Below are 15,585 nucleotides of genomic sequence, written 5' to 3' on the forward strand. Positions count from 1 at the left end.
GAGAATTGGATTGCTACAGTGCCGCTATCGTAAAGGACATAATCCATTTCACGAAGGGACACACCATGCGCAAGTTTCTGATTTCAGCAGGTTTTACTCTGCTCCCGCTCGCCGCTGCCGCACAATCAACCGTTGATGCTTCCGATGCCAATGTTCTGGCCGCACTGCTTAAGAACGAAGGGTATTTTATCGATATCACAACCGACAAGGTTGGCGACCCGCTGCTCAAGGGCAAGCTGGACGGAACCAATTACGACATCTTCTTTTATGACTGCACCAACAATGCCAATTGCCGGACGATCCAGTTTCAGGTTGGCTATGACATGACCAATGGCATGTCCTTACAACGCGCCAATCAGTGGAATTCGGACATGCGCTATGCCACGGTGCATCTGGATGATGAAATGGACCCGTTCCTGCAGATGGATCTGAACATCGATTACGGCGTTTCCTCCGAAAACTTTGTCGATAATTTCAAGATGTGGGCCAATGTCCTTGGTCAGTTCGAAGATTTCATCGACTGGAACTGATGCGCTCTGCATGAAACGAAAAATGCCCCGCTTGCCGGAAAACCTTTCGGACAAGCGGGGCCAGTAGATGCCTGTGATGACTCACATGGCACCGGCGGTGTTCTTGAATTTATTGAAACTTTTGAACCCGAGGCGGATCAGTTCGTTTGATCGTTCATTTCCGCCCGGATCTGCTGACGCAGCACGTCAATCGGAACGGTTTTGCCGTCACGTTTGAAGCACCAGTAGGTCCAGCCATTGCAGCTTGGCGCGCCTTCAAGCTTGGCGCCAACCTGGTGGATCGAGCCCTTGATATCGTCACCAATCAAGGTGCCGTCGGCGCGGACCTTGGCTTTGTGGCGGCCATTCATCGACCAGAGCTGTTCGCCCGGGCGCAACATCCCGCGCTCGACCAATTGGCCAAAGGGCACGCGAGGCTCGGCACGTTTTGAGGTCGAAACCTGCAGCGCGTCCTTGTCGAATTTGCGGATGTCGTTGATGCGCTTGGTCGCGATCTTGCGATAGGTCTCTTCGCGCTCGATGCCGATCCAGTCGCGGCCCAGCATCTTGGCCACAGCGCCGGTGGTGCCGGTGCCAAAGAACGGGTCAAGCACCACGTCGCCGGGGTTGGTCGAACCAACCAGAACACGGTGCAACAGCGAGTGTGGCTTTTGCGTCGGGTGGGCCTTGTCGCCGTTTTCGTCCTTGAGACGCTCGCCGCCATTGCAGATCGGCAGCACCCAATCGCTGCGCATCTGGATGCCTTCGTTGAGGGCCTTCAGCGCTTCGTAGTTAAAGGTGTATTTAGCGCCCTCGGATTTGGACGCCCAAATCATTGTTTCATGGGCATTGGTGAACCGTTTGCCGCGGAAGTTCGGCATCGGGTTCGACTTGCGCCAGACAACATCATTCAGGATCCAGTAACCTGCGTCTTGCAACGCCGCCCCAACCCGGAAAATGTTGTGATAAGAGCCGATTACCCAAATTGCCCCGTCGGGTTTGAGCAATCGGCGCGCCGCTTTGAGCCAGTCTTGGGAGAACTTGTCATAGGCGGCAAAACTGCTGAACTGGTCCCAGTGATCATCCACGGCATCCACCTTGGAATTATCCGGGCGGTGCAGCTCGCCTTTGAGCTGCAGATTATAGGGCGGATCGGCAAAGATGAGGTCGACCGAATTGGCCGGGAGGCTGTTCATAACCTCCACGCAATCCCCTTCCAGAATCGTGTTTAGTGGGAGCGCATTTGCACTCGTCATCTTGGTCATCTTCGTCATTTTCTGCCTCAATCCATGCCGCGTTTTTCGCGATCGTTGGTTGAGCCTAGGATGAGTCATGACCGAATCAGGGTCAAATTCTTTATTTAATCAGGGCGTTACGATTTACTCTTGATACAAGATATCGCGTACCGGCTTGAACGAACGTCTATGGTGTGGGGTTACCCCCAAATCTCGGAGTGCAGATTTGTGACATTTCGTGGGGTATCCGGCGTTCTTTTCCCAGCCATATCCTGGGTAGTGTTGCGCGATCTTGATCATGACATCATCTCGCCACTTTTTGGCCACAATTGAGGCCGCTCCGATGGTTTGCGAAAGAGAGTCCCCCTTGACGATTGCAGAGGCCGGGCACGGGAGCCCCTCGGGCAACCGATTCCCATCCACCAGCAAGTGATCAGGGCGAATCGGCAATCCTTCGACCGCGCGGCGCATGGCCAACATGCTGGCTTGCAGGATATTGAGTTGGTCGATTTCCTCGACCGTCGCTTCGGCGATGCTGACATGAGCGGTCTTGCGGATCAGAAGATCCAGCGCATTGCGTTTCTTGGCTGAGAGCTTCTTGGAGTCCGTCAGACCTTCGGGGATGTTATCCGGGTCCAGGATCACCGCACAGGCCACCACAGGGCCCGCCAGAGGGCCACGGCCCACCTCGTCAACCCCAGCCAGCCGCAGACCGCGCGCATGATAAGGGGCGTCCATGTTTTCTGTATGTGTCATGCTGCCAGAAAACCCATCTGCCCCGGCCATACAAGGGGAAGGGTTTGGCAACGCTATTTGCGAGCGCGTGAACCGCTCTTAAATAGCTTCGTCCTGATCGTCAGACCGCATATGGCGCAGGGCGGCATCCACAAGGGACAGCGCGGCCACCTCTTCGCTGACATCACGCCCTGCGATGCGCTCAGAAAGCTGCATGCGCTCTTCGAGGGACAAGGGGATTTGCAGCGGCTCAGAAGAGCCGGTTGCGACATCTGTCGTCCAATCCAGCCCTTCGGCCAGCGCCTTTAGCAGGGATTGGCGCACGAGATATGCCATAGGAAGGTTTGCCGGAGACATGTCCAGCAACTGTTTGCGCAGCCCGTCCGGCACGCTCACAGATAAACCTTTTCTCAGATTATGGCAGCTCATTCGGTCCCCCAAGAAATTCCATCTTAAGATGAGCTAGGTTAACAGATTGCTTTCCAAAGCAGAAGTCCCTGTCTGTTTTTTGCCAACAGTATTTCGTGGCAGGAAAGCCAGGACAACGCGATGTGGAAAACGCACGGTCTTTCCGCAGTTAGAGCGTACCAGACCGCTCTCGTGACAAAGGCGCCCCGAGGGACGCCTTTGCACAATCGTTTATCGACAGGTCCAAAGACCAGTTGATTACATCATGCCGCCCATGCCGCCCATGTCGGGCATTGCAGGTGCGCCAGCACCTTCTTTGGCAGGCTTGTCTGCAACCATCGCTTCGGTGGTGATCAGCAGGCCAGCAACCGATGCCGCATCTTCCAGAGCGGTACGGGTCACTTTGGCAGGGTCGATCACACCAAAGCCGAACATGTCGCCATATTCTTCGGTCTGAGCGTTGAAGCCAAAGGAGCTTTCGTCGCTTTCGCGAACCTTGCCAGCAACAACCGCACCGTCAACACCGGCGTTTTCGGCGATCTGACGCAGAGGCGCTTCGATGGCTTTCTTAACGATGGTGATACCGGCGTTTTGGTCAGCGTTTGCGCCTTCCAGACCTTCCAGTGCTTTACCGGCCTGAACCAGAGCAACACCACCACCAACGATGACACCTTCTTGAACAGCAGCTCGGGTTGCGTTCAGAGCATCGTCAACACGATCTTTGCGCTCTTTCACTTCAACTTCGGTCATGCCGCCAACGCGGATCACAGCAACACCGCCCGCCAGTTTGGCAACGCGCTCTTGCAGCTTTTCACGGTCGTAGTCAGAGGTGGTTTCTTCGATCTGCGCGCGGATCTGGGAAACACGTGCTTCGATCTCAGCTTTCTCACCAGCACCGTCAACGATGGTGGTTTCGTCTTTGGTGATCTGAACTTTCTTGGCGGTGCCCAGCATGTCCATGGTCACGGATTCAAGCTTCATGCCCAGATCTTCGGCAATCACCTGACCACCGGTCAGAATTGCGATGTCCTGCAGCATGGCCTTGCGGCGATCGCCAAAGCCAGGAGCTTTGACAGCAGCGATTTTCAGGCCGCCACGCAGTTTGTTGACAACCAGAGTCGCCAGCGCTTCGCCTTCGACGTCTTCAGCGATGATCAGCAGAGGCTTTTGCGACTGGATCACAGATTCCAGCAGAGGAACCATTGGCTGCAGAGAGGACAGTTTCTTTTCGTGCAGCAGGATCAAGCAGTCGTCCAGCTCGGTGGTCATCTTGTCAGCGTTGGTGACAAAGTAAGGCGACAGGTAACCGCGGTCGAACTGCATGCCTTCAACAACATCGGTCTCGGTTTCCAGACCTTTGTTCTCTTCAACGGTGATAACGCCTTCGTTGCCGACTTTCTGCATCGCGTCTGCGATCTGCTGGCCGATTTCGGCTTCGCCGTTTGCGGAGATGGTGCCAACCTGGGCAACTTCTTCGCTGTCTGCAACAGGGCGAGCAGAGGCTTTGATGCCTTCAACAACCTTGGCAGTTGCCAGGTCGATGCCGCGCTTCAGGTCCATTGGGTTCAGGCCAGCTGCAACCTGCTTCAGGCCTTCTTTGACGATGGCTTGTGCCAGAACGGTCGCGGTGGTGGTGCCGTCGCCTGCTTCGTCATTGGTGCGCGAAGCAACTTCTTTCACCATCTGCGCGCCCATGTTCTCGAACTTGTCTTCCAGCTCGATCTCTTTGGCAACAGAAACACCGTCTTTGGTGATGCGTGGTGCGCCGAACGACTTGTCCAGAACAACATTGCGGCCTTTGGGGCCCAGGGTCACTTTGACAGCGTCTGCCAGAATGTTGACGCCTGCCAGCATACGGTTGCGGGCGTCGGTATCGAATTTCACGTCCTTAGCGGCCATGTGTATTCTCCTCAGAAAAAGTAGAAATTGAAGCGATCAGATCAGGATGTAGGGTGGGGCTTCACCCCGCCGCCCTGCTCTGGACAGCGGCGGTTCAGCCGATGATGCCCAGGATGTCGCTTTCTTTCATGATCAGCAGCTCTTCGCCGTCCAGCGTGATCTCGGTGCCGGACCATTTGCCGAACAGGATCTTGTCGCCTTCTTTGACGTCCATCGCGATACGATCACCGTCTTCGTCGCGCGCGCCAGCGCCTACAGCAACAACCAGGCCTTCGGCTGGTTTCTCTTTTGCGCTTTCAGGAATGATCAGACCACCCGCGGTCTTTTCTTCGCTTTCAACGCGACGAACAACCACGCGGTCGTGCAGCGGTGTAAATGCCATCTTCGAGTCTCCTTGGCTCAAAGTTAATCTCGTTGACCCCTGTTTCGGGGCCGTTAGCACTCACCCTTGTTGAGTGCTAACGGCGTATAGCTAGGCAGGTCAAACTCATGAGTCAACACGCAGTGGTGAAAAATATTGTTGGATTTTGGCGTAGATCAAATCATGGTTTTGTCGGGTTGGTTTAGGAATTGTGAACAGGCGCTGGTCACGTTTGAAAATGTTAGCGCAACCATTTGAGCAAGGAGACGAGTCATGAAAGTCGGGATCATCGGGGCGGGAATGGTTGGCTCGGCCGCCGCCTTTGCCTGTGTCATGCGCGGAGCGGCGTCACGGATCGTTTTGGTTGATCTCGACACGGCCCGCGCCCGGGCCGAAGCCGAAGATATCGCCCATGCGGTCCCCTTTGGTCACACTGTGCAGGTTGATGCCGGGGATTATGACGATCTAAAGGGCGCAGGCATTGTCATTCTGGCCTGCGGTGTCAGCCAACAGCCGGGCGAAACGCGGCTGGAATTGCTTGGACGAAATGCTCAGGTCTTTCGCTCGGTCGTGGGCGAGGTGATGCGCGTCTGCCCGGATGCGATTTTGCTGATTGCCTCCAACCCAGTGGATATCATGACACAGATCACTCGCGACTTGTCCGGTCTGCCGGCCAGCCGCGTCATCGGATCCGGAACCATTCTGGACACAGCGCGGTTTCGCTGGCTTTTGGGGCGGCACTTGGGCATCGCGCCGCGTTCGGTGCATGGCTATGTGCTGGGGGAACACGGCGATTCCGAAGTCCTGGCCTGGAGTTCAGCGCGGGCAGGCTCGGCCTCGATCACCAGTTTTTCACAACAGGTTGGCCGCCCACTTACCACAGAAACACGCGCGGAAATCGACACAGGCGTGCGCCGCGCTGCCTATACGATCATCGAAGGCAAAGGGGCGACCTGGTACGGGATCGGCGCTGGCCTGGCCCGCATCGTCGCGGCCATTGCCAGCGACGAGCAGGCGGTTCTCACCGTTTCCTGTGTGTCGGATATCTTGGGCGTCAAGACCGTCGCCTGCTCCATCCCTCGCATCGTTGGCGCCCGGGGCGTCAGCATGGAGTTGCTGCCAGATCTGTCACCGGATGAGACCGAGGCCCTGACGGCCTCAGCTCAATTGCTTAAGGATACCGTAACGCAGGTTGAGGTTTAGGCCCCTGCCTGTGGCGAGCGGTGTTTTTGGCGTCTTGCCTTGGGCTTGCCCGCCGGTTTCCCCGCCGCATTGCCGGCACCACCACGGGGTTTTCCACGGCCACCGCCGCTGCGCCCACGCCCGCCCCGCTGTGGTTTGGGGCGATCCACGGGCTCGGGCTCAACACCCGAAGCCACCGGAATATCCAGCTTCATCACCTTTTGGATCTGACGAAGCAGCAGCACCTCATCTGCGGCACAAAAGGCGATTGCCTCGCCATCACGCCCAGCGCGGGCCGTGCGCCCAATCCGGTGGACATAGTTCTCGGCCACTTCGGGCAGGTCAAAGTTGACCACATAGGCGACGCCGGGGATGTCGATCCCACGCGCAGCCACATCGGTGGCCACAAGGATGTTGATATCGCCGTCACGAAAGCCCTTGATGGCGCGGTCCCGCTGGCCCTGGCTTTTGTTGCCATGGATCGAGGCTGCGTTGAAACCATCGGCCACAAGACCCTTCATCAGACGTTCGGCCCCATGTTTGGTGCGGGCAAAGACAAGGGTCAGCGCATCGGGATCTTGAGAGAGGATTTCGCGCAACTTGCCCGGCTTGCCAGCCTTTTCAACGAAATGCACCGATTGGGTGATCTTGTCGGCGGCCTTGCCGGGGGGCGAAACCTGTACCTTTTCGGGATTGTCGAGATAGGCGCGGCTCAGCTCTTCCATCTGCTTCGGCATGGTGGCCGAAAACAGCATGGTTTGACGCGGCGTGCCCAACGCCGGGGCAATTTTGCGCAGCGCATGGATGAACCCCATATCGAGCATCTGATCGGCCTCATCCAGGACAAGATGTTTGACCGTGTTCAGCTTGACGGCTTTGCGATCCATCAAATCGATCAAACGCCCCGGAGTCGCGACCAAGACATCCGCCCCACGTTCCAGCATATTGATCTGGCGGTTGATCGACTGACCACCCACCACAGTACGTACCTTGAGGTGAGATTTCTGGGTCAACGCTTTGAGGTTGTCGGCAATCTGGTTCACCAATTCCCGCGTCGGAGCGAGGATCAGCGCCTTGACACTTTTTGCGGCCGGTTTCACCGGGTCCGACATCAGCGTATTCAAAAGCGGCAGCCCAAAAGCCAGCGTTTTGCCGGTTCCGGTCTGGGCAAGCCCCAGCACGTCACGCCCCTGCAAGGCCAACGGGATCGCTTTTTCCTGGATCGGAGTCGGTTTGGTTAGCCCTGCTTCGGTCAGGGCTTTGGTCAGGTTCGGCATGATGCCGAGTGGTTCAAATTCAGACAAAGTCATTCCTTTGGTGCGCAGGGGCAATGCCCGGCTGCGCCATTGGTCAATCCCGCACATCGCGTGCGGGTATCGGAGGGTTTGGCAAAACCTCTGGCCAGTCAGGCGGTTCCCGCGCTGTCCGGTCTTGCCAGTGCAACCCTGCGTGATGGGGAAACTGTTGTGGTGACGCTGAGGGCAAAGGCCCGGCATGCTCACGCGGCAGCGCAGCGACGATGCGGCAATGGCGGCTTTTTAGCGCCGCGTCAACCGGATTCGCTGTCTTCCCAGCTATAGGCCCAATGTTTCAGACCCGCGCGCCCCGTTTGGTTGAGCACATAGACGCCCTTTTCCACCTTGTCGAACCAACCATAGTGATTGCTGCGCATGATCGTGGTCGCCTTGGCCACACCTGTGGCCTTGGCCACATCCTTGCCCCGGCTCGCTCCGACCTCGGCCAGCATGGCGGCGCATTTCAGCGCGTCCTGCCGGTAGCCGGTGACAATCCCGTGACGGGTCGCACCGCCCTTGTTCGGATCACCATCCAGCCTCTGAAACTCGCGCAGCAACCTGGTCTGACGTTTCTTATTCTTGCGCGGCGCATAAGGGCCGGGATCGCAATGCACCTCGACCGTGTTGTCCGCTCGCACGGTAATAAAGCCCAGCCCAAGACGGCGGCACATGGCCAGATTGTCCTTGAGCGCGCGCTTGGCGGTTTTGCCCTTGGGCTTGGGAACAGCGATATAGACCGTATCCGTCACCGATAAACGCGCGATGGCCTGATGGTAAAGCGACAGGGAAATTGTCAGCTTCAACTCAACGATCACTGGCGGCTCGTCAGCGCGAACGGCCATCACATCAACAGCCCCGACTTCGCCCTTGACCTCATAGCCCTGCTTTTCCAGTAGGACCTTGATTGGCCCGTAAAGATCGCTTTCCCGCCTCATCCCTGCCCGTTTTCGCCTGTCTTTTCCGCTCTGACCTGCCTAATCTGCACCAAGTTCACAGTCGGAGCCACCATGTTGCGTTTTCTTTTGTCCTTCGCCGTTGCAATGACACTTGCCACTTCTGTTTCTGCGGCCTGCCTGGGACAGGATTTGCGGCCAGGCCTGACGGATGCCCAACGGGCTGAGATTGACGAGCGGGTCGCGGCGACGCCTTATGCGGTGGGCAATCATTGGACGGCAACGAAGGGCGATGAGACCATCCATATCATCGGCACGCTGCATCTGGACGATCCGCGTCTGGATGCGCCGGTTGCGCGTATAACGCCATTGATTGAATCCGCTGGTGTGCTCTTGCTTGAAGCGACGAAAGAAGATCAGGACAGACTTCAGCGCCAGCTTGCCGCAGACCCGTCGATTTTGATGATGCAGGGGGAAACCCTGATTGACCTGATGCCACCTGAGCAATGGCAAGCTCTGGCTGATGCGGCCAAGTCGCGGGGCATCCCGCCCTTCATGGCAGCCAAGTTTCAGCCCTGGTACCTGTCCCTAACGCTGGCCATGCCCTCCTGCATGATCGCCGAAATGCGCGAAGGGCAGAACGGGCTGGACAGTCGGCTGAACAAGATCGCGGATGCGGCTGAGGTGCCGAGCCAGTCGCTGGAAGACTTCATGACCCTGTTCAAGATTTTCGGACAGGAACCGATTGAGGAGCAGATCAGAATGCTCTCTGCTGGTGTCCTGTCGGATGAAGATAGCGAGGATCAAATCGCCACAACGCTGGCCAGCTATTTTGACGAACAGGTGGCTGAAAGCTGGCAGATGAGCCGGGTGCTGGCCCCTCAGTTTTCGACCTTGCCCAAAGACGAAATCGACGCGGTTTTCGACAAGCTGGAGGAAGAGTTGCTCAACAAGCGCAACCGCGCCTGGATCCCAGTGATCCTGGGTGCCGCCGATACGCATGATGCCCCCATCGTCGTAGCCTTTGGAGCCGCGCATTTGATGGGCGATGACGGTGTGTTGAACCTGCTGGCGCAACAGGGCTTTACCCTGCAACGCCAGCCATTCTAAGCAACCTGTCGCGGCGCGCTTCCAAATTTCGTCCACGAAATTTGCAAAAGTTTTAGATAAAACTTTTGTTGCACCCAGACGCGATCAAGCGGCCAGACCTCGCCCCTTAAGCAATGCCTCAACGCCGGGCATGCGCCCCCGAAAGGCGGTATAAAGCTTTTCTGCTTCCTGCGACCCACCCGCCGAGAGGATAAAGCGTTCAAGCTTTTGCGCCATATCCGCGTCAAACGGGTCTCCAACCTCTTCAAAAGCTGCAAAGGCATCCGCATCCATGACTTCGGACCACATATAGCTGTAATAGCCGCTGCTATAGCCATCGCCCGCAAAGACATGGGCAAAATGCGGGGTGGCGTGGCGCATGGAAATGGCGCGCGGCATGCCGATCTGTTCCAAAACTTCGGCCTGTTTCTGCATCACATCCGCCGGGGCCGGTCCGTCATGAAAGCCCAGATCAACCAAGGCCGAGGCTACATATTCCACCGTCTGGAACCCCATATCGAAATTCGCAGCGCCAAGCACCTTTTCCAACAGCTCTTTTGGCATCGCCTCGCCCGTTTCGGCATGCAGCGCGAATTTCTCCAGAACCTCAGGCACATCCAGCCAGTGCTCATACAACTGGCTTGGCAGCTCGACAAAGTCACGCGCCACAGAGGTGCCCGAAATCATCTCATAGGTGACATCTGACAACATCTGATGCAAGGCATGGCCGAACTCGTGGAACAAGGTGCGTGCATCGTCATAGGACAAAAGCGCCGGGTCACCTTTGGCAAAATTGCAGACATTAACTACAATCGGGATTTGTGTGTCAGGAAATTTACGCTGCGCGCGGATTGCCGAGCACCAGGCCCCAGAACGTTTCGACCCGCGCGCGAAATAATCACCGATGAAGATCGCAACATGTTCGCCATTGCGCGTCACTTCCCAGGCGCGCGCATCTTCGTGATACAAAGCCACATCCAGCGGAGCGAATTCCAACCCGAACAAACGGTTGGCGCAATCAAAGCTCGCCTCAATCATGCGGTCGAGTTGAAAGTAAGGCTTGACCTCGGCCTCGTCCAAATCATGCTCGGCCTTGCGCCGTTTTTCCGCGTAGTAGCGCCAGTCCCAAGCCTCTAGAGGCCCCTCAAACCCATCAGCGTGCAGCATATCCTCGAGGATTTTGGCGTCGGCATCGGCCTGTGCTTTGGCAGGGTCCCAAACCGCCATCAACAGCTCGCGCACGCGTTCTGGCGTACCCGCCATTTCGGTTTCCAGTTTGAAGCCCGAGAAATCATCATAGCCCAGCAGTTTTGCGCGCTCTTCGCGCAGGGCCAGCGTTTCGTTGGCAATCTCGCGATTGTCGGTTTCACCGCCGTTGGCACCGCGCAACCCCCATGCCTGATAGGCTTTCTGACGCAAATCGCGCTTGGGTGAGAACTGCAGGAACGGCACGATGACTGAACGCGACAGGGTGACAACCGGGCCAAGCCCCCGCTCTTCGCCCGCTGCGCGCATGGCTGAGATCACAAACTCCGGCAGACCATCAAGATCCGCTTCGGTCACTTCCATCACCCATTCCCGCTCATCCGCCAAAAGGTTTTGGGTGAAAGATGTCCCAAGCACAGCCAGACGGTTCTTGACCTCGGTCATGCGCTCAGAGGCCTCGCCCTCCAACCCGGCACCCGCGCGGACAAAGTTGCGATGCAACAGCATCAGCACCCGTGCTTGTTCTTCGCTCAGATCCAAGCTTTCACGCTGGTCCCAAACGCTCTGAATGCGGTCAAACAGGGCTTTGTTGGAATAGATCGCCGAGGAATGGGCCGAGAGTTTTGGGGAATATTCCCGCATCAACGCCTCACGCGCCTCATTGCTATCGGCCCCGGCAATGTTGAAGAACACCGACGCCACCTTGTCCAAGGCAGCCCCTGTGCGCATCAATCCTTCGATCGTATTGGCAAAGCTGGGCGCGTCGGGATTGGCAACCAGGGCCTCAACCTCGGCCAGATCCTCTGCCATGGCCGCTTCAAAGGCCGGGCCAAAATCCTCGTCCGAAATTTCCTTAAACGGTGGCAGACCAAAGGGTGTGGTCCAGTCCTGCAGCAAAGCGTTGCTCATCAAAATCTCTCCGATTGTTTCCTTGGAACGTAGGGGGCACAACCAAGGGCTGCAATAGCACCCATCGTTCAAAGTTGAACATGCAGGTGATCATCATGGCGCGCGGCGCGGCAGCCCTGAAAGCGCAGCTTTTGACCTTTCAATACCAGGCTCTCTGCCATGGGCGGTTCGAGAAACAGTTTTGAGATACGAGGATCAGCCGCCAAAATCTGAACAAGGGCACCGGTGCGCACAGGTTCCAAGGGGCGTTTTGCCCATAAGGGCTGCAGCCACGCAAAATCCCATCGCAATGTCGGCCATTTTTCAGGGCAAATGTGTTGGTCCAGCGCCTCGAACGCCCAATAGCCAATCAGAGACCGGGTTTTCCCAGGCAGGTAAGCCCCCAGTTCGTCAGTATAGTAGAAAGCCAGATCCAGTTTTTCACCATCATCATGGGACAGATGTGGCAACAGCGGAAACCCATCCCAAAACGGCAAGTTTGCATCCAGATAGAGTGTCACTGTCCCCGGATAACGCTGCGCCATTTCATCCGCTGCATCCTGCGCGACCTCCGCCAAATCCGGTGACACATAGTGCCGGGCCGTCGCGCAATAAAACAGCGATTGCGCCCGCAAAGTCGCGCCATGACAGGGCAGCGGTACGCGCCCGAATTGTGGCGCAACGACCAATGTCGCCGACCAAAGCCCAACATAGATCAAGAGGAACGCAAGCAATCGGCGGCGAAACATCAGAGCGATGATCCAGGCCAGCCCGCCGATCTGGGTCAGCAAGGTCGCCAGCAGAATACCAATCCCGTGGCCAAAAACCTTTAGGGTCAGGACCCATTTATTCGCAATGCTCAGCATGGAAAAATACGTATTATCAGAGGCTTGAATTTCGCAGACAAGGCTGGTTGCCTTGGCAAGAAAATCGAGCCACTGAGAGCATGTATTTCTCCATGCCCTTCGGGTTCGCCGGATTTTGCCCCAGCCTGCGTTATATACCCTTGAAATAGAGCCACTATTCCAGCGGGCATATGCCTAGTCTGGAACAAAATCTGGCGAACTGAGCGTTGTGAATTAATGGGTCTTGACCCTAGCCAGAACAACAGGGGCAGCCCTCGCGCTTTGTCAAGGTGATCTTGCGGGTCTCCCCCCAAAGCGCGTCATAAATCAACATCTCGCCGCGCAACGGAGCCCCTGCCCCGGTGATCAGCTTGACCGCCTCAACCGCCATCATCGACCCGACCACGCCGGGCAAGGGGCCAAGCACGCCTGCCTCGGCGCAGCTGGGGGCCAATTCTGGTGCAGGCGCTTCGGGGAAGATGCATTCATAGCAAGGGCCATCCTTGGCCGGATCAAACACCGCAACCTGCCCTTCCCATTGGCTCAGCGCGCCTGAGACCAGCGGGATGCCCAGCTTAACGGCCATGTGATTGACGAGATAGCGCGTGTCGAAGTTATCGGTGCCATCCAGAACAAGATCATATTCCCCGATCAGCTCCTCCGCGATTTCCTCGCTGAGACGGCGCTTGTAAGGGCGCACCTTGAGATAGGGGTTGATCGCCTTCATCCGCGCCTCGGCGGAAAACACCTTGGGCGTATCGATGGCCTCATCAGAATGGATCACTTGGCGCTGCAAATTACCCGCATCCACCTCGTCATCATCAATCACTCCAATGGTCCCAACTCCGGCCGCTGCAAGGTAAAGCAAGGCCGGCGACCCCAGCCCCCCTGCCCCGATGACCAAGACCTTGGCCTCTTTCAGCTTTTTCTGCCCCGGCCCGCCCAGCTCTCGCAGGACGATATGGCGGGCATAGCGTTGGAGCTCTCCGTCAACAAAAAGGCTGGCTTGCTCTGGCATGGTGGTCTCCTGCGGCTGGGCCTTGGCGCGCAATTTGGCCAGCGCTTGCCGGTAAATCCAGACCAAAGCCGCAAAACCCAACAGGATCAGCCAAAGTGCCGCGCTTTCCCCGGTCGCCATTCGCAGCGGATGCCCATCTGGCAGAACGAGATGCAAAAGGATCACAGCCCCAAAGAGTAGACCAACCAGCATGCCCCGCATGGAGGACGGCATGCGTAGCACATGGCCCAGCCCCCACAAACAGGCCGCGAGGCTGAGGACCAGAACCATCTCAGCGCCGCCCGGTCGAGCCGAACCCGCCAGCGCCGCGCGCGGTGTCATCCAGCGCATCGACCAGATCGAACCGGGCCAGGATCACCGGGGCCACAACCATTTGCGCGATCCGGTCCCCGTGACGGATGGTAAAACTCTCTTGTCCGGCATTCATCACGATCACCCCAAGTGGGCCGCGAAAATCGCTGTCGATTGTGCCGGGGCTGTTAGGCAGGGTGATCCCATGCTTCAGCGCCAAGCCGCTGCGCGGGCGGATCTGCACCTCGTAACCTTCGGGAATCGCCATGCGCAAACCGGTCGGCACCAAAGCACGCGCACCCGGAGCCAGGTCGATCTGACCGCGATCCGGCAGATTGGCCCGCAAATCGGCCCCCGCTGCCCCGGCAGACGCATAGCTTGGCAGACCCAGATCCCGGTCGGCCCCTTCATCCCAGATTAGCTGAATCGCAACCACGTCCGCCCCTTCTTCTTGGCAAAAATACTCAAATTTCGACGGGTCAACCCGCGCCCAATGCTGATGCGATGCGCTCGGCCAATGCTTTGGCGACCTCAGCCTTGCCCATGCGCGGCCAGCTCTCGGCCCCATCTTCGGAAATCAGCACAACTGCGTTTTCCGATCCGCCCATAATCCCGGTTTCGGGGGAAACATCATTGGCGACGATCCAGTCACAGCCTTTGCGCTGACGTTTGGACGTGGCGTTTTCGACCACATCATCGGTCTCGGCAGCAAAGCCGACGACCAAACCGGGTCGCCCTTTGGCAAGTTGCGAGACCTTGGCCAGGATGTCCGGGTTTTCCGCGAATTCGAGAACCGGCAACCCGCCCTTCGTCTTTTTGATCTTGCTATCCGAGGCGCTGGCAACACGCCAGTCGGCCACCGCAGCCGCAAAGACACCCGCATCAACTGGCAACGCGTCCATCACCGCATCATGCATGTCGCGCGCGGTTTCGACCTCGACAATCTTGACGCCATCCGGGCGCGCCGCCTCTGCCGGGCCGGTGACAAAGATCACATCGGCCCCGAGCGCGCGCAGAGCGTTAGCAATCGCTGTGCCTTGCGAACCCGAGGAGCGGTTGGCGATATAGCGCACCGGGTCAATCGGCTCATGGGTTGGTCCAGAGGTCACCAGTATCTTGCGCCCCTTCAATGGCCCATCTGACAATGCATCAGAGAGAGCCGCAACAATCTCCATCGGTTCCGCCATTCGACCGGGCCCGTATTCGCCGCAGGCCATGTCGCCCTCATTCGGGCCGACAACCGCCACGCCATCCGCCACAAGCTGGGCCAAGTTGCGTTGAGTGGCCGGGTGATCCCACATGCGCACATTCATGGCGGGCGCGATCATCACGGGCGTATCCGTGGCCATCAACAATGTCGTGGCCAAGTCACTGGCCAAGCCATTGGCCATCTTGCCCATCAGATCCGCCGTCGCCGGGGCCACCACCACCAGATCCGCCACGCGGCTAAGCTGGATGTGCCCCATCTCCGCCTCTTTGGTGAGGTCAAAAAGGTCGCGATGCACCTCTTCGCCCGCCAGGGCCGATACCGATAGCGGGGTAACAAACTCTTCGGCAGCGCGGGTCATGACAGGGGTTACCGCAGCCCCGCGTTCGCGCAGTCGACGGATCAGATCAAGGCACTTATAGGCGGCGATCCCTCCACCAATGATTAAGAGAATGCGTTTGCCTGTCAGCATGGTCCTACCCGCAGCTTGTTTGAGCAAGTGTTACGCGCTGCCCCGGCAAGTT

At 57.7% G+C, this 15,585-nt stretch carries 15 protein-coding genes; 3 read left to right on the forward strand and 12 right to left on the reverse strand.

Features of this window, described 5'->3' with window-relative positions; genetic code table 11:
- Nucleotides 1-65: 65 nt before the first annotated feature.
- Nucleotides 66-530 (forward strand): YbjN domain-containing protein, encoded by a 465-nt coding sequence (locus CLV87_RS05080; protein WP_166652673.1) that lies wholly within the window; start codon nt 66-68, stop codon nt 528-530.
- Between the two features lie 137 nt (nt 531-667).
- On the opposite strand, the gene CLV87_RS05085 is transcribed toward CLV87_RS05080, so the two are convergent.
- The 5 genes from CLV87_RS05085 to groES form a co-directional block, all read right to left on the reverse strand.
- A complete protein-coding gene (locus CLV87_RS05085; protein WP_099243105.1) occupies nt 668-1,783 on the reverse strand; it encodes a site-specific DNA-methyltransferase in 1,116 nt (371 codons plus the stop codon).
- Nucleotides 1,784-1,888: 105 nt separating this feature from the next.
- Nucleotides 1,889-2,500, reverse strand: coding sequence for a ribonuclease HII (locus tag CLV87_RS05090; protein WP_099244733.1), 612 nt, complete (start codon nt 2,498-2,500; stop codon nt 1,889-1,891).
- 78 nt (nt 2,501-2,578) lie between these two features.
- Complete coding sequence (locus tag CLV87_RS05095) at nt 2,579-2,875, reverse strand: hypothetical protein (RefSeq protein ID WP_133840696.1); 297 nt, start codon at nt 2,873-2,875, stop codon at nt 2,579-2,581.
- A gap of 270 nt (nt 2,876-3,145) precedes the next feature.
- Nucleotides 3,146-4,786 carry a chaperonin GroEL gene (groL, locus tag CLV87_RS05100; RefSeq protein WP_099243101.1) on the reverse strand — a complete coding sequence of 547 codons (1,641 nt, stop codon included), beginning with the start codon at nt 4,784-4,786 and terminating at the stop codon, nt 3,146-3,148.
- Between the two features lie 94 nt (nt 4,787-4,880).
- Nucleotides 4,881-5,168 (reverse strand): co-chaperone GroES, encoded by a 288-nt coding sequence (groES, locus tag CLV87_RS05105; RefSeq protein ID WP_099243099.1) that lies wholly within the window; start codon nt 5,166-5,168, stop codon nt 4,881-4,883.
- Nucleotides 5,169-5,420: 252 nt separating this feature from the next.
- Here groES and CLV87_RS05110 point away from each other — a divergent pair, with 252 nt between their 5' ends.
- Nucleotides 5,421-6,350, forward strand: a complete 930-nt coding sequence (locus CLV87_RS05110) for an L-lactate dehydrogenase (protein ID WP_099243097.1) — start codon at nt 5,421-5,423, stop codon at nt 6,348-6,350.
- Here CLV87_RS05110 and CLV87_RS05115 read toward each other — a convergent pair.
- Together CLV87_RS05115 and CLV87_RS05120 are read right to left on the reverse strand one after the other, a co-directional pair.
- Complete coding sequence (locus CLV87_RS05115; RefSeq protein ID WP_370739611.1) at nt 6,347-7,639, reverse strand: DEAD/DEAH box helicase; 1,293 nt, start codon at nt 7,637-7,639, stop codon at nt 6,347-6,349. The genes CLV87_RS05110 and CLV87_RS05115 overlap by 4 nt on opposite strands.
- Before the next feature lie 239 nt (nt 7,640-7,878).
- Nucleotides 7,879-8,559 carry a DUF2161 domain-containing phosphodiesterase gene (locus CLV87_RS05120; protein ID WP_099243095.1) on the reverse strand — a complete coding sequence of 227 codons (681 nt, stop codon included), beginning with the start codon at nt 8,557-8,559 and terminating at the stop codon, nt 7,879-7,881.
- Between the two features lie 72 nt (nt 8,560-8,631).
- Between CLV87_RS05120 and CLV87_RS05125 the strand changes: the two genes are divergently transcribed.
- Entirely contained in the window at nt 8,632-9,627 is a 996-nt protein-coding gene (locus CLV87_RS05125) for a TraB/GumN family protein (protein ID WP_099243094.1), read from the forward strand.
- Between the two features lie 84 nt (nt 9,628-9,711).
- Here the strand turns inward: CLV87_RS05125 and CLV87_RS05130 are convergent, their stop codons facing one another.
- The 5 genes from CLV87_RS05130 to coaBC all read right to left on the reverse strand — a co-directional run bounded on the left by CLV87_RS05130 (nt 9,712) and on the right by coaBC (nt 15,533).
- Nucleotides 9,712-11,721 carry a M3 family metallopeptidase gene (locus CLV87_RS05130; protein WP_099243092.1) on the reverse strand — a complete coding sequence of 670 codons (2,010 nt, stop codon included), beginning with the start codon at nt 11,719-11,721 and terminating at the stop codon, nt 9,712-9,714.
- A gap of 68 nt (nt 11,722-11,789) precedes the next feature.
- Nucleotides 11,790-12,566 carry a hypothetical protein gene (locus tag CLV87_RS05135; protein WP_176556014.1) on the reverse strand — a complete coding sequence of 259 codons (777 nt, stop codon included), beginning with the start codon at nt 12,564-12,566 and terminating at the stop codon, nt 11,790-11,792.
- Between the two features lie 229 nt (nt 12,567-12,795).
- Complete coding sequence (locus CLV87_RS05140; protein ID WP_099244727.1) at nt 12,796-13,833, reverse strand: HesA/MoeB/ThiF family protein; 1,038 nt, start codon at nt 13,831-13,833, stop codon at nt 12,796-12,798.
- 1 nt (nt 13,834) lies between these two features.
- Complete coding sequence (dut, locus tag CLV87_RS05145) at nt 13,835-14,290, reverse strand: dUTP diphosphatase (RefSeq protein ID WP_099243090.1); 456 nt, start codon at nt 14,288-14,290, stop codon at nt 13,835-13,837.
- A gap of 43 nt (nt 14,291-14,333) precedes the next feature.
- A complete protein-coding gene (coaBC, locus tag CLV87_RS05150; RefSeq protein WP_099243088.1) occupies nt 14,334-15,533 on the reverse strand; it encodes a bifunctional phosphopantothenoylcysteine decarboxylase/phosphopantothenate--cysteine ligase CoaBC in 1,200 nt (399 codons plus the stop codon).
- Between the last annotated feature and the right edge of the window lie 52 nt (nt 15,534-15,585).

Origin of the sequence: Pelagimonas phthalicica (genome assembly GCF_004364805.1) — a bacterium.
Taxonomy (GTDB): Bacteria; Pseudomonadota; Alphaproteobacteria; order Rhodobacterales; family Rhodobacteraceae; genus Pelagimonas; species Pelagimonas phthalicica.